Raw genomic sequence first — 19,543 nt, 5'->3', positions numbered from 1 at the left:
GGGCCGTCACCGGGGTTCGCGGCGGTCGAGGGCGGCGTCCATGGCGGCGAGGTCGCCGGGGGTGTCGATGTCGTCGGGTGCGGCGACGTCGTCGCACGCGACCGGCGTGACCAGCTCGGGATGGGCGCGCAGGTACCCGCGCGCCCCCTGGTCGCCGACCGCGGCCTCCGCGACGCCGGCGAAGTGCCCGGCGCCCAGCAGGACGGGGTTGCGCGGCGCGCCCCCGTAGGTGGCGACGGCGATCTCGGCGCCCTCCTCGTGCGCGGCGATCAGGCGCCGGACGGCGGCCGGGGTGACGAGCGGCTGGTCGACGAGCGCGACCACCACGGCGGGGCAGCCCGGCGGCAGCGCGGCGAGCCCGGCGCGCAGGGACGACCCCATGCCGTCCCGCCAGCCCGCGTTGGGGACGACCACGGCGCCGATGACCTCGATCTGCGCGGCCCCGGCGACCACCACGACCGGCGAGCAGCCGGCGTCCCGCAGCATCCGCACGCCCCGGTCGACCAGGCGCTCGCCGTGCAGCTCCAGCGTCGCCTTCGGACGCCCGAGGCGGCTGCCCTCCCCCGCCGCGAGCAGCAGACCGGCCGGGTTCCCCTCACCGCGCAACGTCATCCGGCGAGGGTAGTGCGCTCAGGTCGCGTCGGCATGGATCCGGCCGCTGGTGTCGGTCAGCGGGCGGCCGGAACCGCCCCAGCGGAGCTGGACGAGCTCCGCCGCGATCGACACGGCCGTCTCCTCCGGCGTCCGGGCGCCGAGGTCGAGCCCGATCGGCGAGCGCAGCCGCCCGAGCTCGGCCTCGGACAGGCCCGCCTCGCGGAGCCGGGCCAGGCGGTCGTCATGGGTGCGGCGGGAGCCCATCGCGCCGACGTAGCCCGCGTCGGTGCGCAGGGCCACCTCCAGCAGCGGCACGTCGAACTTGGGGTCGTGGGTGAGGACGCAGATCGCCGTCCGCTCGTCGATGGCGGCGCGGGTCTCCTCCAGGAACTTGTGCGGCCACTTCACCACGACCTCGTCCGCCTCGGGGAACCGCTTCGGCGTCGCGAACACGGGCCGCGCGTCGCAGACCGTCACGTGGTACCCGAGGAACTTGCCGACCCGCGCGACCGCCGCCGCGAAGTCGATCGCGCCGAAGACCAGGAGGCGGGGCGGCGGGGCGAAGGAGTGCACGAACACGGTCAGGTCGTCCAGCCGGCGCTCGCCCTCGCGGCCGTAGTGGCGCTGCCCGGTGAGCCCCTGGGCTAGCATGCCGCGCGCGTCGTCGTCGACCGCGGCGTCCAGGCGGGCGGCGTACGGCTCGCCGGGCGCGAGCGACCCCGACGCCCGGTCGGTCCAGATGACGCGGCGGGCGCCGATCCGGCCCGGACCGGCGACGACGGTCGCGACCGCGACGGGCTCGTGCGCCTCGATCGCCGCGGCGACCTCCGCGAACTCGGGGAAGGTGGCGGGCCCGACCGGCTCCACCAGGACGTCCAGGATCCCGCCGCAGGTCAGGCCGACGGCGAAGGCGTCGTCGTCGCTGACCCCGTACCGCTGGACGACGGGCTCGCCGGTCTCCAGCACCGACTGCGCCAGGTCGTAGACGGCGCCCTCGACGCAGCCGCCGGACACGCTGCCCGCGACCTCCCCGCCCGGCGAGACGGCCATGGCGGCGCCCGGCGGGCGCGGCGCGCTGCGGAAGGTGTTCACGACGGTCGCGAGACCGAACGTCTCCCCGGACGCGTACCAGCCGGCGATGTCGTCTAGGACGTCACGCATGAAGCCTCCCCTTTCCGGAGCCCGCCACGAGGCGGGCCAGCTCCTCCAGCGCCGCGAGGCTGTGCCCGGACGTGAAGTCGTCGACGTGCGGGAGCGCCGCCGCCATGCCCGCCGTCAGCGGCTCGTACCCGGGGCGCGCCTTGTGCGGGTTCGCCCACACGACCCGGTGCGCGAGCCGGTGCAGCCGCGCCATCTGCGCGCCGAGCAGCCCGGCGTCGCCGCGCTCCCAGCCGTCCGAGGCGATCACCACGATCGCGCCGCGGGCCAGGCCGCGCTGCCCGAACCGGTCGAGGAACTCCTTCAGCTCCTCGCCGAGGCGGGTGCCGCCGCTCCAGTCCGGGATGCTCGCGGACGCCGCCGCCATCGCCGCGTCCGGGTCGCGGTGCCGCAGCTCGCGGGTGAGGCGGGTCAGCCGCGTCCCGGCGCTGAAGACCTCCACGTCCCGCCCGCCGGAGCGGGCCGCGGCGTGCGCGAACCGCAGCAGCGCGTCCGCGTACGGGCTCATCGACCCGCTGACGTCGACGATCAGGACGACGCGCCGCGGGCGGGTGCGGTGGGCGCGGTGCCGCAGCAGGGACGTCTCGCCACCGCGCCGCAGCGTCTCCCGGACGGTCCGGGCCGGGTCGAGGCGGCCGGTGGAGGCGGGCGCGAACCGCCGCGACCGGCGCCGCTCGGCGCCCGCGTCCAGCAGCGCGATGAGCCGCGCGACCTCGGCGCGCTCGGCGGCGCTCAGCCGCCCCACGTCCCGGTCGCGGAGCACCTCGACCTCGCTGGCCGTCGCCGCCTTCAGCTCCCCGGCCTCGTCCTCGCCGCCCTGCGCGCCGGGGTCTGGCATCGTCATCCGGCGGACCACCACGGGGGGCGGCCTGCGCCCCGGCCGGACGGTCGCGCCGGAGAAGTACGCGGCGAAGCACCGGTCGTAGCGGGCGAGGTCGTCGGGGTCGGCGCACAGCGTCAGCCGCCCGGCCCAGTACACGTCGCGCGGGTCGAGGACGTCGAGGTGGTCGAGCGCCGCCAGCATCGCCTGGACGCGCTCGGGATCGGCGGTCCCGCCCGCCGCGCGCACCGTCCGGGCGAAGCCGACCATCGTCTCGGTGACGTCCCGCTCCACGGCTAACCCCCGTTGAGCAGGGCCTCGAGCCCGGCGCCGAGCACGCGCTGCTGGTCCTCGCGGTACTTCAGGACGGCGCCGAGCGTCACCGCCGCCATGCCCGGGTCCAGCTCGCGGACGCCGAGGGCGACGAGGGCCTCGGTCCAGTCCAGGGTCTCGGCGACGCCGGGCGGCTTCAGCAGGTCGGTGCCGCGCATCCGCTGCGCGACGCGGGCGACCTGCGCGGCGAGCCGCTCCGCCGCGTCCGGCAGCCGCCGCCTGATGATCGCGACCTCGCGGTCGAACGACGGGTGCTCCAGCCAGTGGTAGAGGCAGCGGCGCTTCAGCGCGTCGTGCACCTCGCGGGTGCGGTTGGAGGTGACCACGACGACGGGCGGCTTCTCGGCCCGGATCGTGCCGAGCTCCGGGACGGTGATCGTGAAGTCGCTGAGCACTTCGAGGAGGAACGCCTCGAACTCGTCGTCGGCGCGGTCCAGCTCGTCCACCAGCAGCACGCTCGGGGACGTCTCCAGCGCCTGGAGGAGCGGGCGGGCCAGCAGGAACCGGCGGTCGTAGAGCTCCCCCTCCAGCCGCGCCACGTCGCTGACGCCCGCGGCCTCGGCGGCCCGCAGGTGCAGGAGCTGGCGCGGGAAGTCCCAGTCGTACAGCGCCTGGGAGGCGTCCAGCCCCTCGTAGCACTGCAACCGGATCAGCGGCGCGCCGAGGCCCCGCGCGAGGGTCTTGGCCAGCTCGGTCTTCCCGACGCCGGCCTCGCCCTCCAGGAACAGCGGCCGCCCCATCCGCAGCGCGAGGTAGCACGCCGTCGCGAGCCCCTCGTCGCACAGGTAGGCATGCCGGTCGAGCAGGCCCGCGAGCTCCGCGGGCGATCCGACCTGGTCCACGGTCATCGGCGCCGCCTCCCCCACGGATCACAGGCTACTCAGCCCGAGACGGAACTCACACGTCCCCGCCGCTCCGGATTTTTCCTGGTAAATGAGTAGGGAAAGGTGACTTTCGGGTGGGCGCTGAGCAGCATCGGGTGCATGCGATCCGGTGACAAGGACGACTGTGACCTGACCGACGAGGCGACCTACGAGAGCGTGCGCGCGCCCTCCCGCCGCGGGCTGCTGCGCATGTCCGCTGGAGCGGGGCTGACCGCGGGGCTGGCGGCGGGCCGTCCGCCTTCGGGTCCCAGCAGGGGCAGGCCGCGTCCGGCACGCCGTGGCGGCTCGGCGCCGTCGGCGTGGCCCGGTGGCGCGGGGTCCGCCTGTCGGCCGTCCTGCGGCGCGCAGGAATCACCCGCGAGGCCGTGGACATCCTGCCGCGCGGGTTGGACGCTGAGTACGTGGACAAGGGCGAGAACCTCGGCCGCGTGCGACGTCCCCTTCCGGTGGCGAAAGCCATGAAGGACGTCCTCCTCGCCTACGAGATGAACGGTGCCCCCCTGCCCCCGACCACGGCCACCCCGTCCGCCTCGTCGTGCCGTCGTGGCCGGGCATCGCGAGCGTCAAGTGGCTCGGCGACGTCCAGGTCGCCGGCGAGCCGCTGTTCTCACCGTGGAACACCCGCTACCACCAGCGAGTCTGCCTCACCGGGCAACCCGCTACGACCGATTAGGACCCCCATGGCACTCTGGAAGCCGGACCCGACCTTCTACGCCTCCCCGCGCGACGCCGCCTCCGCCCCGCCGGAGAGGCTCGCGCGTGGACTCTACTGCTACCCTTGGCCTGCGCCAGCGCCCTGACGGGCGCGGCTTCCTTCCCTCGCGGGTCGGATTTCCTGCTTCGATGCGGGCTGCCCCGGGGTCTCCCCCGGTGGTCTTCCGCTCGCTCCACAGGCTGTCACCGCCAGCCCGGCGGCCAGAATGTTCTTGGCGGCGTTGATGTCCCGGTCATGCCGAGCGCCGCAGTCCGGGCACGTCCACTGACGTGTACCCAAATCCAACGTCGCAAGCAGATGTCCGCATGCGCCGCATTTCTTGGAAGATGGGTGCCACCGATCGATCACTACCACTCGACGCCCGAGTCGAGCGGCCTTGTACTCCAGCATCGACCGGAACTCACCCCAGCCACTGCACGAAATTGCGCGGGCCAAGCGAGAATTGCGGACCATGCCGACCACGTTCAGGTCCTCGATGACGATCACGTCGTATCGGCGAACGAGGTCCGTGGTCATCTTGTGCAAGAAGTCCTGCCGGGCGTCGCGCACCCGGGAGTGCGACCGCGCGAGCTTCCGCCTGGTCTTCTTGCGGTTCTGGGAACCTTTGATCTTGCGGGCCATCCTCCGCTGGTACCGTCTGAGCCGCTCCTCGTGGCGCTGCATGTGTTTCGGGTGAGCAACGCGACCACCGTCGCTGGTGACCGCGAAGTCCGTCAACCCCAGATCAACACCTACCGTCTTTTCGGTAGGTAGCGCGGGAGCAGGGTCGTCCTCGTCGACTACGAGTGTGACGAACCAGCGGCCGTCAGCCTCCCGAGACACGATCACCATTGTCGGACTCAGAACCGCCAGGTCCACTTTCGGCCACGACCACACCACATCCAGAGGCCTGACGGTCTTGGCTAGCCACAATCGGCCCTCGCGCATCCGAAACGCCGAGCGGGTGTAGTGCGCGGACTGACGTCCAGTACGAGCCTTGTAACGCGGATAGCGTGCCCGCCCAGCGAAGAAGTTGGTGAACGCGGCGTGCTGATGCCGCAGCGTTTGCTGCAGCGGAACTGACGACACCTCATTCAGAAACAGCAACTCGGGGTTCTTTTTCCAAACTGTCAGAGCCGCACTCGTCTGCTTATACGAAGTCTGCTCGCCTTCAGTCTGATACCGGGCGCGACGCTCGGCGAGGGTCTTGTTCCAGACGAGCCGCACACACCCAAATGTACGGTTCAGCATCATCGCCTGCTCTGCATCCGGATACGCCCGGCACTTGAACGCCGTCCTCACGACAATAAAATTACAGTGATCTAGGTGCCGCATGGGGAGAACTCGCGAAAATGGAGCGTGTTCCTACTGCAAATTTCGGGTCCTTCAGGTTATAAGTGTCGAATGTCCGACGGATCGCTCGCCGCGCTGGTGGCGCTCGGCGCGTTCCACGGCCTCAACCCCGCCATGGGCTGGCTGTTCGCCGTGGCCCGGGGCCTCCAGGAGCGCAGCCGGTCCCTCGTGCTGCAGTCGCTCCCGGCGATCGCCGCGGGCCACGCCGCCTCCGTGGGCGCCGTCGCGGTCCTCGTCGCGCTCACCCGCTCCGTCGTCGCGACCCGGGCGGTCGCGATCGGCGGCGGCGCGCTCCTCGTCGGCTTCGGGCTGTGGCGGCTGCTGTCCCAGCGGCACTTCCGCTGGGTCGGCATGCGGATCTCGCTGTGGCAGCTCGCCGGCTGGTCGTTCCTGATGTCCTCGGCGCACGGCGCGGGCCTCATGCTGCTGCCCGTCCTGACCTCGTCCGGGACGGCCCCGGCGGGCCACGACCACGGCCTGGCGTCGACCTCGGGCGGCGCCCTGTCCACCGGCGTCTTCGTCACCGCCGTCCACACCCTCGCGATGTTCGCCGTCGCCGGCGTCATCGCCGTCCTCGTCTACGAGATCGTCGGCCTGGCCATCCTCCGCCGCGCCTGGTTCAACCTGGACCGCCTCTGGGCCGCCGCCCTCATCACCGCCGGCACGATAACCGTCCTCACCGCCCTCTAGGCATGGCGCCACACCTTGGCCGGTGTTCCTACCGCCGCTTGGTGACCGCTGTGAGGTCGATCTCGATGGGGAACGGCCCTGTCACTTTGAGCTGGTCATGGTGGATGCCGGTCATGACATAAGCCGCACAGGCGGGGTCGAACTCGTAGACATAGACGATGGTGCTCCCCTCGTCCTCCTCAACGCGCCAGTAGTGCCGGATACCGGCCTCCCGGTACCTGCGCGGCTTGATCTCCCTGTCACGGATCTCTGAATCGGGGGAGACCGCCTCGACCACGAGCACGACGTCTTCCGGGAGATAGTAGGTCGACGGCTCGTCCCGTTCGTAGGCCTCGGTCGAGACGATCAGAACGTCCGGCTCGGGAGCGTGGCGATCGGAGAGTCTGACGGTCATTTCGCGGTCGGCGCACAGATACTCCGGCGCCTGACGGTTCAGTTCGGTCCGCAGCAGGTCGATCACGCGGACGTGCCACTTGCGCTGCGGACTCACGAAGACCAGGCTCCCGTCGATCAGCTCCGTGTGCCGGGGCAGACCGCGCATGCGCAGGAAGTCGTCGGCCGTGTAGCCGCCCGGCGGGGGGAACACCCAGTCTGGCAGCGGCTCAAGCTCCATGTGGCCACTTTCCGCGATCGCCTCGATACTCTGAGCGCTCATGAGCCCACTGTCGCACACGAACGCGTTCCTGGTCCGGGCAACAGCCTAAGCCAGAGGTTCTCAGGCGGGGTCGGGGGCTTCGCCTCGGGTGTGGAGGAGGGACTGGAGTTCGGCGAGTTGGCGGGCGGCGAGGGTTTTTTCGGCGCCGTTGATGCCCATCGCGCCGATGGAGGTGCCGTCGGCGAGGTCGAGGGTGGGCCAGGGCTCGCCGGGGCTCATGGTGACGTCCACGACCTCGGGCCATTCGAGGCGGCGGGTGCGGAAGGCGTTGACGACCGTGAGGCCGGAGTCGTCGGCGGTGACGCGGCAGCGCGCCAGCATGTGCAGGATCCACGCGATCAGCGCGCCGAACGCGACCATCAGGATCCGGTCGAACAGCTTGAACTGCGGCGCCACCACCACGGCGAGCACGATCAGGCCGAGCATGATCACGCCCGCCGTGAGGTAGGCGACGAGCCGGGTGGTGCGGGGACGCCACACGGTCGGCAGCGCCGGAGCGTCAGTCAACGATCTTCGCGATGGGGATCTCGAGGATGTCGTGCGCGCCCGCGGCCTTGAGCGCCGGGATCAGCGTGTTGACGCCGCGCTTGGCGACCACGGACTCCACGGCGTTGGACTCGCCGCCGGCGAGCGAGGTGACCGTCGGCGACGCCATGGCGGGCATGATGTCGAGGACCTTCCGCAGGTCGGCCTGCGCGACGTTCAGCTTCAGCAGCACCTTGCCGCGGGCGCGGATGACGCCCTGCAGGAGGAGGGCGATGTCCTCCATCGCGGCGCGCTTCTCCGCGTCCTCGTAGGCGTCGCGGTTCGCGACCAGCTCGGTGTAGCTGGTCAGGAGCGTGTCGAGGATGCGCAGGCCGTTCTTGCGGAGCGACGAGCCGGTCTCGGTGAGGTCGACGATCGCGTCCACGATGTCGGGCACCTTCGCCTCGGTCGCGCCGTAGGACGGGACGACGGTGGCCTTGACGCCGTGCTGTTCCAGGAACCGCCGGGTCATCGCCGGGAACTCGGTGGAGATCCGGACGCCCTCGGGGAGGTCGGACACCGACCGCCAGGGCGCGCCGTCCGGCACCGCCATGATCACGCGGACCGGGTTGGCGGTCGCCTTGGAGTACTTCAGCTCGCCGAGGCTGACCACGTCGGCGTCGGTCTCGGTGATCCAGTCGCGGCCGGTGATGCCGAGGTCGAAGAGCCCCTGTTCGAGGTAGGTCGGGATCTCCTGCGGGCGCAGGACGCGGACCCGGTCGATGCGGGGGTCGTCGATGGAGGCGCGGTAGTCGCGGTCCGACGTCCGCTGGACGGTGAGGTCGGCGGCGTCGAACAGCTGCATGGTCGCCTTCTCCAGCGACCCCTTGGGCAGGACTAGTGACAGCACGGAGTTGCCTTTCGGATGAGATGAGATGCGTACGGGACCGGGGACGTTCAGGAGCCCAGATGCTCCGCGCCGTGCCCCGCGTGACCGTGATGCCGCAGACCTCGCAGGGTCAGTGCCGTGTCGAGTGCGGCCACAGTCGCCTCCCATCCCTTGTCCTCGGAGCTGCCCGGCAGCCCGCTGCGTTCCAGTGCCTGCTCAATGGTGTCACACGTGAGGACCCCGTTGCCCACCGGAGTCGACTCGTCGAGCGCGACGCGGGTCACACCGGCGGTCACCGAGTCGCAGACGTAGTCGAAATGGGCGGTCGCGCCCCGGATGACCGCGCCCAGGCAGACGACGGCGTCGAGGTCGCGGGCGAGCTGCTGGGCGATCACCGGCAGTTCGAGCGCGCCGGCGACGCGGGCGACGACCGGCTCGTCGACGCCGCACGCCTTGGCGGCGGCGAGCGCGCGGTCCAGCAGCTGGTCGGTGATCCTGCCGTGCCAGCGGGTGCAGACGATGCCGAGCGTCAGCCCGGCCGCGTCGACGGTGAAGTCCTCGGGGCGTCCCGCGCCGCTCATGAGAGTCCCTCGATCTGGTGTCCGAGACGGTCGCGCTTGACCGTCAGGTAGCGCCGGTTGTGCTCGGTGACGATGACGGGCATGGACTCGCGTCCCCGCACCTCCACGCCGAAACCGTCGAGGCCCTTCAGCTTCTCCGGGTTGTTGGTGAGCACCCGCACCGAGCGTACGCCCAGCTCACGGAGCATGTGCGCGGCGTTGGAGTACTCGCGCGCGTCGGCGGGGAGGCCGAGTTCCAGGTTGGCGTCCACGGTGTCGGAGCCGTTGTCCTGGAGCGCGTAGGCCTGCAGCTTGGCGAGCAGGCCGATGCCGCGTCCCTCGTGGCCGCGCAGGTACAGGACGATGCCGCGCCCCTCTTCGGCGATGCGTTCCATGGCGGCGTCCAGCTGGGTTCCGCAGTCGCAGCGCTCGGAGTGCAGGACGTCGCCGGTGAGGCACTCGGAGTGGGCCCGGATCAGGACGTCCTCGCCGTCGCCGACGTGGCCGAGGACGAGGGCGATGTGCTCGCCGCCGTCGATGGCGCTGGAGAAGCCGACGGCCTTCCACGCGCCGTACCGGTTGGGCAGGCGGGTCTCGACGACGCGGGTGACCATCGCCTCGGTCCGCCGGCGGTACTCGGCGAGTTGTTCGATGGAGATGAGCTTGAGCCCGTGCTCCTTGGCGAAGATCTGGAGTTCGGGCAGGCGCGCCATGGTGCCGTCCTCGTTCACCACCTCGGCGAGGACGCCGGCGGGGGCGAGCCCGGCGAGCCGGGCGAGGTCGACGGCGGCCTCGGTGTGCCCGCGCCGCCGCAGGACGCCGCCCTCCCGGTAGCGGAGCGGGAAGATGTGGCCGGGGCGGACCAGGTCGCGCGGCTCGGACGCCGAGTCGCACAGGGTGCGGATCGTCCGGGCCCGGTCGGCCGCGGAGATGCCGGTGGTGACGCCGAGGCGGGCGTCCACGCTGATCGTGTACGCGGTGCGCATGCGCTCGGTGTTCTGCGCCGTCATCAGCGGGATCTGCAGCCGGTCGAGGTCTGCGCCCTCCATCGGGACGCAGATGACGCCGCTGGTGTAGCGGATCGTGAACGCGAGCAACTCGGGCGTCGCCTTCGCCGCGGCGAAGATGATGTCGCCCTCGTTCTCGCGGTCCTCGTCGTCGACGACCACGACGGGGCGACCCGCCGCGACGTCCGCGACCGCCGCCTCGATCGGGTCGAAGATGCCCGTGTCGCCGATCCCTGTGTCGTTGCCGCTCATGCGGTCACCGCCTTCTGCCCGAGGGCCTGCCCGCCCCGGGACTCCCGGAGCCAGTTCCTGAACCCGACCATCACCATCACGAAGAAGATCCCGTAGACCGCGCCGGACACGTACAGCCCGGACCTGAGCGCCAGCGGCACCCCGACCAGGTCCACGAGCACCCAGACGATCCAGAAGTCGACCAGCGCGCGGCTCTGCGCGAACGTCGCGACCGCGCTGCCGACGAAGATGTAGGCGTTCGCCCACGGCGACCAGGCGATCCTCAGCCAGTCGAGGTGGACGAACAGTTCGGCGACGACCGCCGTGCCGATGACGAGCGCGCCGATCAGCACGGCGCGTTCCTTGGGCGTCGCCTGCCGGACGACGAGGCCGCCCGTGGTGTCGCGCCGCCCCCGTGTCCACATGGCCCATCCGCTGAGGGCGAGCCCGATGAACAGCACCTGTTTGAGGGCGTTGCCGGGGACGTGCGCGTGCGTCGACGCGGCGAGCAGCAGGAGCGCGCCGGCCAGCTGCACGGGCCACGTCCAGAGGGTCTTGCGCATGGCGAGCCAGACGACGGCGAGCGAGAGCACGTTGCCGACCAGGTCGGTCCACAGGATGTGCTCGCCGAACACCTCGAAGCCCGCGCCGAGCCAGTTCACGACCGGTCGCCCATCATGCGCTCGACGTATTTGGCGACGACGTCCACTTCGAGGTTCACGGGCTCGCCCGGCTGCTTGTGGCCGAGCGTGGTGAGCGCGAGCGTCGTCGGGATGAGGGCCACGCTGAACCGGTCGGCGGCGGCCTCGACGACGGTGAGGCTGATGCCGTCGACGGTGATGGAGCCCTTGTCGACCAGGTAGCGGCTCAGGCTCGGGGGGAGGGACACCGTGACCACGTCCCACCGCTCCCCCGGCTCGCGGGAGAGGATCTCGCCCACGCCGTCGACGTGGCCCTGGACGAGATGGCCGCCGAGCCGGTCGGAGAGCCGGACGGGGCGTTCCAGGTTGACCTTGGAGCCCGGTTCCAGCGCGCCGAGGCCGGACTTGTCGAGGGTCTCCTTGATGACGTCGGCGGTGAACGCCCCGTCCTTGACGTCCACCACGGTGAGACAGACGCCGTTGACGGCGATCGACGCGCCGTGGACGGCGTCCTCGGTGACGAGCGGTCCGCGGACCGTGAGCGTGACCGAGCCCCCCAAGGGGTCGACCGCCACGATCTCGCCGAGCTCCTCGACGATGCCGGTGAACATCTCCCGGGCCTCCCTGTTCAAGGCTCCGGGGGACGTACGGCCGTCAGCGCACGCCCCTGGCCAGGGGCGTACCGCGCGCTGCCTCCCATCCGGACTTTCACCGTCGGTCCCGGAGTTCCACCGGGTCAACCGGCCGATGGCTTCGGCCGGGTCGCGGACTGTCACCGCCGGTTCGGAATTTCACCGACCCCGGAGCACGCGTTCATGCTTTGCCAACCAGTGTGCCACGCATTCTCTTCCCCGCCCCTGTGACCATCGCCACGGTCACCGGGACGGCCCGCCGAAAGGTAGATACTTAAACGTTCAACGATCTTCGACTCGGGGTAGGTGACGGGACACACGTGACGCATGACGACATTCCCCCTGGAGGCAGTCATGGACGTCGTCGCCCTCATCGCCCGCGTCGCCTTCGCGGCGCTCTTCGCCGGCGCCGCCGTCGGCCACCTCACCGCCACCGAGGCGATGGCCGGCTACGCGGCGGCCAAGAAGCTCCCGATGCCCAGGCTCGCCGTCCAGGTGTCGGGCGTCTACATCCTGGTGGCGGCGGTCCTGCTCGTCCTCGGCGTCTGGCCCGACCTCGCCGCGATCGCCTTCGTCCCCTTCCTGCTCATCACGGCCTTCGTCTTCCACGACTTCTGGAGGCAGGAGTCGCCGGAGACGCGCCAGCAGGAGCAGATCCAGTTCAACAAGGAGATCGCCCTCGTGGGCGGCGCCCTGGCCCTGTTCGTCCTCTACGCGTCGGACGAGCACCCCGGCCTCAACCTGGTGGGCCCGCTCTTCGGCTGACGGCCCGCGCCGCCCGACCCCGTGCCGCCGGGCCCGTGGTGACCGCCATCCCGCCCGGCCCGGCGGCGCGGCCTTTCCCTCCCAGGGGTCAGCCGGTGGTGACGTGGAGACCGTCCGTTGAGGCCGCCACGCGGGTCAGGTCCTGGACGATGTGGTGGGCCGCCGTCAGGAAGTCCTGCGCGTGGCTCGTGAGCACCGCGAGGACGGTGGCACCCGCGGACCGGCCTGCCGCAATGCCGGCGGGGGCGTCCTCGATGACGACGCAGTCGGACGGAGGCACGCCCAGACGCCCGGCCGCCTGGAGGTAGCCGGACGGGTCTGGTTTGCCGGACGTAACGTCGTCGGCGGTCACCACTACGGGTGGGAGCGGCACACCCGCCGCCTCTGTGCGGGCCTTGAGCTGGGCCCGGTCCATCGAGGTGACGAAGGCGTGAGGCAGGCCGTTCATGGACGTCAGCAGCTCCATGGCGCCGGGGAGGGCGGTGATGCCGTCGGTGCGGGACGCTTCCAGGGCGTCCAGGCGGGCGGTGGCTTCGCGCACCTCGTCCGGTGGGAGGAAGTCGGCCACACGGTCGCTCGTCCGGCGGCCGTGGGCGTCCGACAGGAACTCGTCCAGGTCGATGCCGTACTCGGCGGCCCACTCGCGCGCGGCGCGCTCGACGAGCGGTGTGGAGTCGACGAGGGTGCCGTCCACGTCGAACAGGACGGCGTTGCAGGTGAGGATCACCAGGAGATCACCAATCGGCTTTGGCGGTCGCCTCTTCGGCCTGGGCGCGGAGCTTGCGCACGGCCTCGGCGGGGTCGTCGGCGCCGTAGACCGCGCTGCCTGCGACGAAGACGTCGGCTCCCGCGTCGGCGCAGCGTTCGATGGTCTCGGCGCTGACACCGCCGTCGACCTGGAGCCAGACGGGAAGGTCGCGGCCCTTGATGAGCTCCCGGGCGCGGCGGACCTTCGGCAGGACGACGTCCAGGAACTTCTGGCCGCCGAAGCCCGGCTCGACGGTCATGAGCAGCAGCATGTCGACCTCGCCGAGGAGGTCCTCGAAGCCGTCGACCGGGGTCGCCGGGTTGACGCCGAGGCCCGCCCGCGCGCCCGCGGAGCGGATGGCGCGCAGGGTGCGGACGGGGGCCTTCGCCGCCTCGGCGTGGATGGTGACGCTCTTCGCCCCCGCCTCGGCGTACTCCGGCGCCCAGCGGTCGGGATCCTCGATCATCAGGTGGCAGTCGAGCGGCAGCGCGCTGTGCCTGAGCAGGGCCTGCACGACGGGCAGCCCGAGGGTGAGGTTCGGGACGAAGTGGTTGTCCATGACATCGACGTGCACCCAGTCCGCGGTGCCGGCGACGCGCGCGACGTCCTCGGCCAGGCGGGCGAAGTCGGCGGACAGGATGCTGGGCGCGATCTGAGGAGCCATGATGGCCCCGAGTCTATTGGCGTAGTTCGGCCCGTTCGTCACCCGGGCGGGTGAGACCGGGGGTGGAACGGGCGGCCAGCCCGGTCCGGACGAAGACCTCCGGCGCGCCGGCCGTGACCCAGAGGACCAGCAGGGCCTGGACGACGAAGGCCTGGACCAGGTGGGTCCCCTCGAAGAAGGCGATGACCGCCGCGCCGGCAAGCCCCACCGGGAGGCGCGCGAGGCGCTGCCAGGCCTTCCCGCCCGGCTCGAACCAGCCGCGGGCCGCGAGAACGGACAGGCCCATGAGGGCGCCGCAGAAGGCGCCGGAAGCCTGGGCCGCGTCGGTCGCGGTCACCGGCTCGGTGGCTCCGCCGGCCGCTCTGACGGCCTCCGCCCAGGCCTGCGGCCACTGCCAGTCACCGAGGCGTTCCGCCGCACCCCAGCCCGCCGCCAGGAGCAGCAGGGAGGCCGCCAGGGAGAGCGCCATCTGCATCGCCAGATGCTGCCGCCTCCACCACGGGACGACGATGGGTTCCAGCCCCAGGACGGCCACGAGAAGGACCAGGCCGATCCCCCATCCCGCCGCGACCTGGCCGACCGAGTGGACGCCGAGGTACACGCGGGAATAGCCGATCAGCAGGATCATGGCGGCGGCGCCCGCCCACAGCGTCCACCGCCTGGTCTGGGCGGCGAAGAAGCCGTAGCCCACGATGCCGTTCTGGGCGTGCCCCGAGGGCATCCCGAATGACGTCAGCGATTGCTCGCCCTTGATGTCGGGATCCGTCCAGTAGGGGCGGGGGTCGTGGAAGACGAGCTTGAGCAGCGAGTTGACGACCGCGCCGAGCAGCAGGACGACCGACGCCCGCGCGGCGAGGCGCGGTGCCACGCACCAGAAGAGCGCCAGCAGCAGTGGGACGTGGAAGGCCGCGCTGCCCAGGTACGACACGAACTCCATGAAGCCGGTCAGCACGGATCCCCCAAGGGCTAGGTGCGGCGTAGAAGGGCCAGGAACATCGCGTCGGTGCCGTGCCGGTGCGGCCAGAACTGCGCGTACGGGCCGTCCCCCACGTCGGTGAGCCGCGGCGCGATCGCCGTCAGGGCCGCCGGGGCGTCGAGCCGTTCGACGTCGCCGCGCCCGCGCAGGACGTCGTCCACCACCACCCGGGTCTCGGCCAGGTGGGGCGAGCAGGTGACGTAGGCGACCACGCCGCCGGGCCGCACGGACTCCAGCGCCGTCGCGAGCAGTTCCCTCTGCAACGGGCCCAGTTCGGCGACCGACTCGGGCCCGCGGCGCCAGCGCGCTTCGGGACGCCGGCGCAGCGCGCCGAGACCGGTGCAGGGGGCGTCCACCATGACCCGGTCGAACGCGCCCGGACGCCAGGCCGGGGCGGTGCCGTCGGCGGCGACCACGGCCGCGCGGTCGTCGACCGCCCGCCGGACGAGGCCGGCGCGATGCGGCTGGAGGTCGGCCGCGAGGAGCCGGGCGTCCCGCTGCGTCGCCAGGGCCGAGAGGAGCCCGGCCTTGCCGCCGGGGCCCGCGCAGAGGTCGGCCCAGCGCGCGTCCGGGCCGTCCAGGGAGACCTCGGCCAGGGCGAGGGTGACCATCTGGCTCGCCTCGTCCTGGACGGCGGCGCGCCCATCGCGGACCGCCTCGATGCCCGCGGGATCGCCCTCGGCCAGAACCGCGGCGTAAGGCGAGTAGGGAGCGGGCTCCGCGCCTCCGTCGTACAGCTCCTGTGGTGCGGCCCGGCCCGGACGCGCCACCAGGGTCACCCGGGGGCGGGCGTTGTCCGCGGCGAGAAGGTCGTCGATCTCGTCCGGCCCGACGGCGTCCCGCAGGGCGGAGACGATCCACTTGGGATGGCTGTGCGCGACCGAGAGGCGGGTCGTGGTGTCGGCGTCCGCGGGTGCGACGATCCGCAGCCAGGCGTCCAGGTCTCGCGTCGCGACCTTGCGCAGCACCGCGTTGGCGAACTTGGCCTGGCCCGGACCGGAGACGGTCCGGGCCAGCTCCACGGTCGTGCCGACGGCGGCGTGCGGCGGGATGCGCGTGGCGAGGATCTGGTGGGCGCCGAGGCGCAGGACGTCCAGGAGCGGCGCGTCGATGCGGCGCAGCTCGCGGTCGCTGCACAGCGAGAGCACCGCGTCGTAGGTTCCCCGGCCGCGAAGGGTGCCGTAGGTCAGCTCGGTGGCGAGGGCGGCGTCGCGTCCGGTCAGGCCCCGGTCGCGCAGCCGGCTCGGCAGCAGGAGGTTGGCGTACGCGTCCCGGGTCTCGACCGCCCGGATCACGTCGAACGCCGTGCGGCGGACGAGGTCCTGCGGGCGGCCCGTCTTGCGGGGACCGCCCGGTCGGCGGTTCTGCGTGCGGCGGCGGTTGCGGGCGGGAGGCATCAGTGCAGAGCGTCCTTACCGGTGAGGTCGACGCCGCGGATCCAGTCGGTGGCGGCCATGCGGCGCTTGCCCTGCGGCTGCACCTCGCCGAGGGCGACGGGATGCGTCGCCGTCCCCACCAGCGCCTCGTTCTTGCCCGCCCGGATCTCCCCGGGGGACAGCTCGGCGGCGCCCGGCACCGGACGGACGGGCCCCAGCTTGACCCGCGTCTCGCGGAAGGTCGTCCAGGCGCCGGGCGCGGGCGTGCAGGCGCGGACGAGGCGGTCGATGTGCAGGGCGGGGCTCTTCCAGTCGACGCGGCCGTCCTCCGGCGTCAGCTTGGCCGCGTGGGACACGCCCTCGGTCGGCTGCGGCCGGGGCTCCAGGACACCGGCCTCGATGCCGTTCAGGGTGTCGAGCAGGAGGCTCGCGCCGGCGACGGCGAGCCGCCCCAGGAGGTCGCCGGAGGTGTCGGTCGGCCGGATCGGCTCGGTGAGGACGCCGTAGACCGGTCCCGTGTCCAGCCCCTCCTCGATCTGGAAGGTGGCCGCGCCCGTCACGTCGTCGCCGTGCAGGATCGCGCGCTGGACGGGCGCCGCCCCGCGCCAGGCGGGCAGCAGCGAGAAGTGCAGGTTCACCCAGCCGTGCCGGGGGATCTCCAGGGCCTCGCGGGGCAGCAGTGCGCCGTAGGCGACCACGGGGCAGCAGTCGGGCGCGATCTCGCGGAGCCGGTCCAGGAACTCCGGATCGCGGGCCTTCTCCGGCTTCAGCACCTCCACGCCCGCCTCGGCGGCGAGCGAGGCCACCGGGCCGGGGCTCAGCCGCCGCCCACGGCCCGAACGGCCGTCCGGGCGGGTCACCACCGCCGCGACCTCGTGCGAGGACCCCAGGAGCGCGGTCAGGGCCGGGAGCGCGGTCTCGGGGGTTCCGGCGAACACCAGCCGCACCTAGATCGCCTTCCCCAGGGTGCGGTGCGGCGACTCCTTGACGACGGGCGCCGGCTCGCCGAACCACTCGGCTTCGCGGATCGCCTTCATCGCGGCCTTGCGCTGCTCCGGGTCCATCCGGTCGATGAAGATGATCCCGTCCAGGTGGTCGGTCTCGTGCTGCACGCACCGGGCCAGCAGGTGCGTGCCCTCCAGCGTGATCGGCTCCCCGTGCATGTTGAAGCCCTTCGCGACCACGCCGACGGAGCGGGGCGTCGGGAACGCGAGGCCGGGCAGCGACAGGCAGCCCTCGTCGTCGGTCTCCTGCTCGTCCGACAGGTCCAGCGTCGGGTTGACCACGTGCCCCAGGCGGTCGTCGACGTAGTAGGTGAACACGCGCAGGCCCACGCCGAGCTGGGGCGCGGCCAGGCCGGCGCCCGGCGCGTCGATCATCGTGTCGGTGAGGTCCTTGACGAGCTGGCGCAGCTCCTTGTCGAAGTCCTTCACCGGCTCCGCGGGCGTGCGCAGCACGGGATCGCCGAAGAGGCGGATGGGCTTGACGGCCAACGGGGACTCCGTTTCCTGCGAGGTTCTGCGGCTGGCGAGCGAAGTGGGATGCGGCCTCCAGTCTACGGAGCCGCACCCCTTGGTTTTCACGCCGATCACACGCCGCGGTGCGCTCCCTGGCCCGCCGAGCGGGCCTTGTAGGCGGCGGTGCGGGCGGCCTTGGCGGTGGCCTTGTCCGGATGGTGGGCGCCCAGGGCCTCCAGCACGTCGGCCGCGCCGGGATGCTGGGTGCGCCACAGCTCGTCGACCATGACCCTCATCTCCGCCTCCGGCGGCGCGTCGATCAGGGCGGCCTCGACCGCCTCCTCCGGTTCGGCGGTCTCCAGCATCCCGGCGACCGTGTCGACGAACACCCAGAGGTACTCCTCGCGGGCCAGCTCCCGCCCCGCCGGGTCGCCCGCGGCGTTGAGCCACATCGCGGCGTAGGGCGACACGAGCGGATGCTCCCGCGCGGCGCGGACGACCCCGGCCGCCTCCGGCCCGATCCGGTGCAGGACCGCGGCGGCGAGGTTGCGGGCGCCCGGGCCGCCGGTCCGCATGACGTCCAGCAGGTCGGCGGCGGCGTCCTTGGGGTCGTGGGCGGCCAGCCAGCCGTCGATCTCCTCGTCGGCGGCCTCCGGCCGGTACCAGGTCAGGCCCTCGATCAGCTCGGACGCGCGCGCTCCGGCCAGCTCCCCGATGACCGGGGCGGTGAAGCCGTCCGCGACGAGCAGTTCCCTGACCGCCCACACGCCGAGGGGAGTCAGCGCCAGGCCCTTGCCGGACGGCTCGACGATCCCCCAGCCCTCAAGGGCCGAGAGCTCCAGATGGAACGCGTCCGACACGAGCGCGAACATGGCGTCGGCGTCGGTGAGGTCGTAGGCCTCCTCGACATGGCCGAGGAGAGCCTCGACCAGCCCCTCGGGCCCGGTGGGCTCCTCCTGCTCGTACAGGTGGATGAGGACGCCGGTCATCTCGTTCTGGACGAGTTCGACCGCGTCCAGGCCGTCCGCGTAGTCGTGCCCCGGCACCACGAGGGCGTCGAACAGCGGCAGCCAGGCGGCGAGCAGCTCCGCGTCGTCGCCGGACTCCAGCTTCGCCAGGGCGGGCCCTGGGCGGGCGGTGCCCTGCTCCGCCGTGATGACGTTCGCCTCAATGGCGGCCCACCACAGCCTTTCCAGCTCGCCCTCGTCCTCCATCTGGCCATGGCTCCGCGGCGTCTCCAGCCCGAGGGCGGCGCGGGCGGCAGCGGCGTCGTCCCGGGTGAGCGTCTCGTGTTCGGTGAGGGCCCGCTCGCCCGTCCAGCCCGCGAGGGCCAGGACGGCCGCGGTCAGGCGCGAGCGGCGCGCCGCGTCCGCCAGCTCGGCCTCCGGCGCCAGCCTGGCGGGCGGCACGACCAGCTCTCCGGCCTGCCTCAGATACTCCTCGGTGCGGGCGTAGCGCTCCTCCTCGGGCCGCTCCTCGAAGTCGCGGACCCACGCGTCGACGGCCTCCTGGTCGTCCAGGGAGACCCCGTCGGCCTGCATCAGCCCGGCGATGACCTCGGCCGCCGCCTGCCGCTCGTCGCTGTCGACCGCGGCGACGACCTCGGTGAACTCCGGCGCGGTCCGGTCGATCTCGGCCTCCAGCGCGCCGGCGTCCGCCTCCGGGACGGCGCCGGTGTCGCGCAGGAAGGCGACGATCCGGCGGAGCGCGTCGAGGACGGTGGGGACGTCCTCGCGCCCGGCGACCACCGACTCGGGGAACGCCTCCAGCAGCAGCTCGCGGACGCCGGCCGGGGTCAGCGCGGCCGGCCCCGGGAGCTCCAGCTCCTCGCGCGCCAGGTCGAGCAGGATGCGCACGCCCTGGTCGTCCAGTGTCTCGCCGCGTTCGTCCGCCCACCGCCGCAGGTCGCCGGCGGTCGTCTCCACCCAGTTGTCGGCCACCCGAGAACCCT

Annotated in this window: 21 protein-coding genes, 1 pseudogene and 1 riboswitch; of the genes and pseudogenes, 3 read left to right on the top strand and 19 right to left on the bottom strand. The window is 72.4% G+C overall.

The features are described from left to right. Window positions 1-6: 6 nt before the first annotated feature. From K8Z49_RS45825 to K8Z49_RS45810, 4 genes are read right to left on the bottom strand one after another with little or no spacing between them, the layout of a single operon-like run. Complete coding sequence (locus tag K8Z49_RS45825) at window positions 7-612, bottom strand: nucleotidyltransferase family protein (protein WP_021596096.1); 606 nt, start codon at window positions 610-612, stop codon at window positions 7-9. 18 nt (window positions 613-630) lie between these two features. After that, the gene (locus tag K8Z49_RS45820) at window positions 631-1,755 is read right to left on the bottom strand and encodes an XdhC family protein (protein WP_021596097.1); all 1,125 of its coding nucleotides are present in this window, start codon (window positions 1,753-1,755) and stop codon (window positions 631-633) included. Further along, entirely contained in the window at window positions 1,748-2,842 is a 1,095-nt protein-coding gene (locus K8Z49_RS45815) for a vWA domain-containing protein (RefSeq protein WP_033333585.1), read from the bottom strand. Before K8Z49_RS45815 ends, K8Z49_RS45820 begins: the two co-directional genes overlap by 8 nt. A 26-nt stretch (window positions 2,843-2,868) precedes the next feature. Further along, window positions 2,869-3,753, bottom strand: a complete 885-nt coding sequence (locus tag K8Z49_RS45810) for an AAA family ATPase (RefSeq protein ID WP_412521292.1) — start codon at window positions 3,751-3,753, stop codon at window positions 2,869-2,871. A gap of 305 nt (window positions 3,754-4,058) precedes the next feature. Here K8Z49_RS45810 and K8Z49_RS45805 point away from each other — a divergent pair. Beyond that, a pseudogene (locus K8Z49_RS45805) lies at window positions 4,059-4,462 on the top strand (molybdopterin-dependent oxidoreductase); the annotation flags it as partial. Between the two features lie 99 nt (window positions 4,463-4,561). On the opposite strand, the gene K8Z49_RS45800 reads toward K8Z49_RS45805, so the two are convergent. Beyond that, window positions 4,562-5,785, bottom strand: coding sequence for an RNA-guided endonuclease InsQ/TnpB family protein (locus K8Z49_RS45800; RefSeq protein ID WP_412517036.1), 1,224 nt, complete (start codon window positions 5,783-5,785; stop codon window positions 4,562-4,564). Between the two features lie 102 nt (window positions 5,786-5,887). On the opposite strand from K8Z49_RS45800, the gene K8Z49_RS45795 reads away from it, so the two are divergent. Next, window positions 5,888-6,526: a hypothetical protein gene (locus tag K8Z49_RS45795; protein ID WP_412517035.1), complete on the top strand. Its 639-nt coding sequence runs from the start codon at window positions 5,888-5,890 to the stop codon at window positions 6,524-6,526. Between the two features lie 28 nt (window positions 6,527-6,554). Here the strand turns inward: K8Z49_RS45795 and K8Z49_RS45790 are convergent, their stop codons facing one another. From K8Z49_RS45790 to K8Z49_RS45760, 7 genes are read right to left on the bottom strand one after another with little or no spacing between them, the layout of a single operon-like run. Then, a complete protein-coding gene (locus tag K8Z49_RS45790; protein ID WP_412517034.1) occupies window positions 6,555-7,181 on the bottom strand; it encodes a Uma2 family endonuclease in 627 nt (208 codons plus the stop codon). A 60-nt stretch (window positions 7,182-7,241) separates the two neighbouring features. Continuing rightward, window positions 7,242-7,688: a PH domain-containing protein gene (locus K8Z49_RS45785; protein ID WP_075019855.1), complete on the bottom strand. Its 447-nt coding sequence runs from the start codon at window positions 7,686-7,688 to the stop codon at window positions 7,242-7,244. Further along, window positions 7,681-8,556, bottom strand: a complete 876-nt coding sequence (gene hisG / locus K8Z49_RS45780) for an ATP phosphoribosyltransferase (RefSeq protein ID WP_075019854.1) — start codon at window positions 8,554-8,556, stop codon at window positions 7,681-7,683. Before hisG ends, K8Z49_RS45785 begins: the two co-directional genes overlap by 8 nt. A gap of 47 nt (window positions 8,557-8,603) precedes the next feature. After that, on the bottom strand, window positions 8,604-9,116 hold the full coding sequence (gene ribH / locus K8Z49_RS45775; RefSeq protein WP_075019853.1) for a 6,7-dimethyl-8-ribityllumazine synthase: 513 nt from the start codon (window positions 9,114-9,116) through the stop codon (window positions 8,604-8,606). Next, a complete protein-coding gene (locus K8Z49_RS45770) occupies window positions 9,113-10,354 on the bottom strand; it encodes a bifunctional 3,4-dihydroxy-2-butanone-4-phosphate synthase/GTP cyclohydrolase II (RefSeq protein WP_412517033.1) in 1,242 nt (413 codons plus the stop codon). The genes ribH and K8Z49_RS45770 overlap by 4 nt, the downstream gene beginning before the upstream one ends. Then, window positions 10,351-10,995: a nicotinamide riboside transporter PnuC gene (gene pnuC, locus K8Z49_RS45765; protein ID WP_021596108.1), complete on the bottom strand. Its 645-nt coding sequence runs from the start codon at window positions 10,993-10,995 to the stop codon at window positions 10,351-10,353. Before pnuC ends, K8Z49_RS45770 begins: the two co-directional genes overlap by 4 nt. Further along, entirely contained in the window at window positions 10,992-11,585 is a 594-nt protein-coding gene (locus K8Z49_RS45760; protein WP_021596109.1) for a riboflavin synthase, read from the bottom strand. Before K8Z49_RS45760 ends, pnuC begins: the two co-directional genes overlap by 4 nt. Window positions 11,586-11,656: 71 nt before the next feature. Further along, a riboswitch (FMN riboswitch) is annotated at window positions 11,657-11,787 on the bottom strand. Between the two features lie 146 nt (window positions 11,788-11,933). Here K8Z49_RS45760 and K8Z49_RS45755 point away from each other — a divergent pair. Continuing rightward, the gene (locus tag K8Z49_RS45755; RefSeq protein WP_218163553.1) at window positions 11,934-12,371 is read left to right on the top strand and encodes a DoxX family protein; all 438 of its coding nucleotides are present in this window, start codon (window positions 11,934-11,936) and stop codon (window positions 12,369-12,371) included. Window positions 12,372-12,459: 88 nt separating this feature from the next. On the opposite strand, the gene K8Z49_RS45750 is transcribed toward K8Z49_RS45755, so the two are convergent. From K8Z49_RS45750 to K8Z49_RS45720, 7 genes are all read right to left on the bottom strand, one after another. Further along, window positions 12,460-13,098 (bottom strand): HAD-IA family hydrolase, encoded by a 639-nt coding sequence (locus tag K8Z49_RS45750; RefSeq protein WP_412517032.1) that lies wholly within the window; start codon window positions 13,096-13,098, stop codon window positions 12,460-12,462. 7 nt (window positions 13,099-13,105) lie between these two features. Continuing rightward, the gene (gene rpe / locus K8Z49_RS45745; RefSeq protein ID WP_021596112.1) at window positions 13,106-13,783 is read right to left on the bottom strand and encodes a ribulose-phosphate 3-epimerase; all 678 of its coding nucleotides are present in this window, start codon (window positions 13,781-13,783) and stop codon (window positions 13,106-13,108) included. A 13-nt stretch (window positions 13,784-13,796) separates the two neighbouring features. Further along, window positions 13,797-14,735 (bottom strand): phosphatase PAP2 family protein, encoded by a 939-nt coding sequence (locus K8Z49_RS45740; protein ID WP_412517031.1) that lies wholly within the window; start codon window positions 14,733-14,735, stop codon window positions 13,797-13,799. A gap of 14 nt (window positions 14,736-14,749) precedes the next feature. Further along, window positions 14,750-16,156, bottom strand: coding sequence for an RsmB/NOP family class I SAM-dependent RNA methyltransferase (locus K8Z49_RS45735; RefSeq protein WP_024936274.1), 1,407 nt, complete (start codon window positions 16,154-16,156; stop codon window positions 14,750-14,752). Next, window positions 16,156-17,082 (bottom strand): methionyl-tRNA formyltransferase, encoded by a 927-nt coding sequence (gene fmt, locus K8Z49_RS45730; RefSeq protein WP_021597637.1) that lies wholly within the window; start codon window positions 17,080-17,082, stop codon window positions 16,156-16,158. Before fmt ends, K8Z49_RS45735 begins: the two co-directional genes overlap by 1 nt. Then, a complete protein-coding gene (gene def, locus K8Z49_RS45725; RefSeq protein WP_021597638.1) occupies window positions 17,083-17,628 on the bottom strand; it encodes a peptide deformylase in 546 nt (181 codons plus the stop codon). Between the two features lie 95 nt (window positions 17,629-17,723). After that, window positions 17,724-19,532 carry a hypothetical protein gene (locus K8Z49_RS45720; protein WP_021597639.1) on the bottom strand — a complete coding sequence of 603 codons (1,809 nt, stop codon included), beginning with the start codon at window positions 19,530-19,532 and terminating at the stop codon, window positions 17,724-17,726. Window positions 19,533-19,543: the final 11 nt, after the last annotated feature.

The organism is Actinomadura madurae, assembly GCF_047130825.1.
GTDB classification, from domain to species: Bacteria; Actinomycetota; Actinomycetes; order Streptosporangiales; family Streptosporangiaceae; genus Spirillospora; species Spirillospora madurae.
Note: the sequence above shows the minus strand (reverse complement) of the source record. Positions and strands in the feature narration are given on the sequence as shown.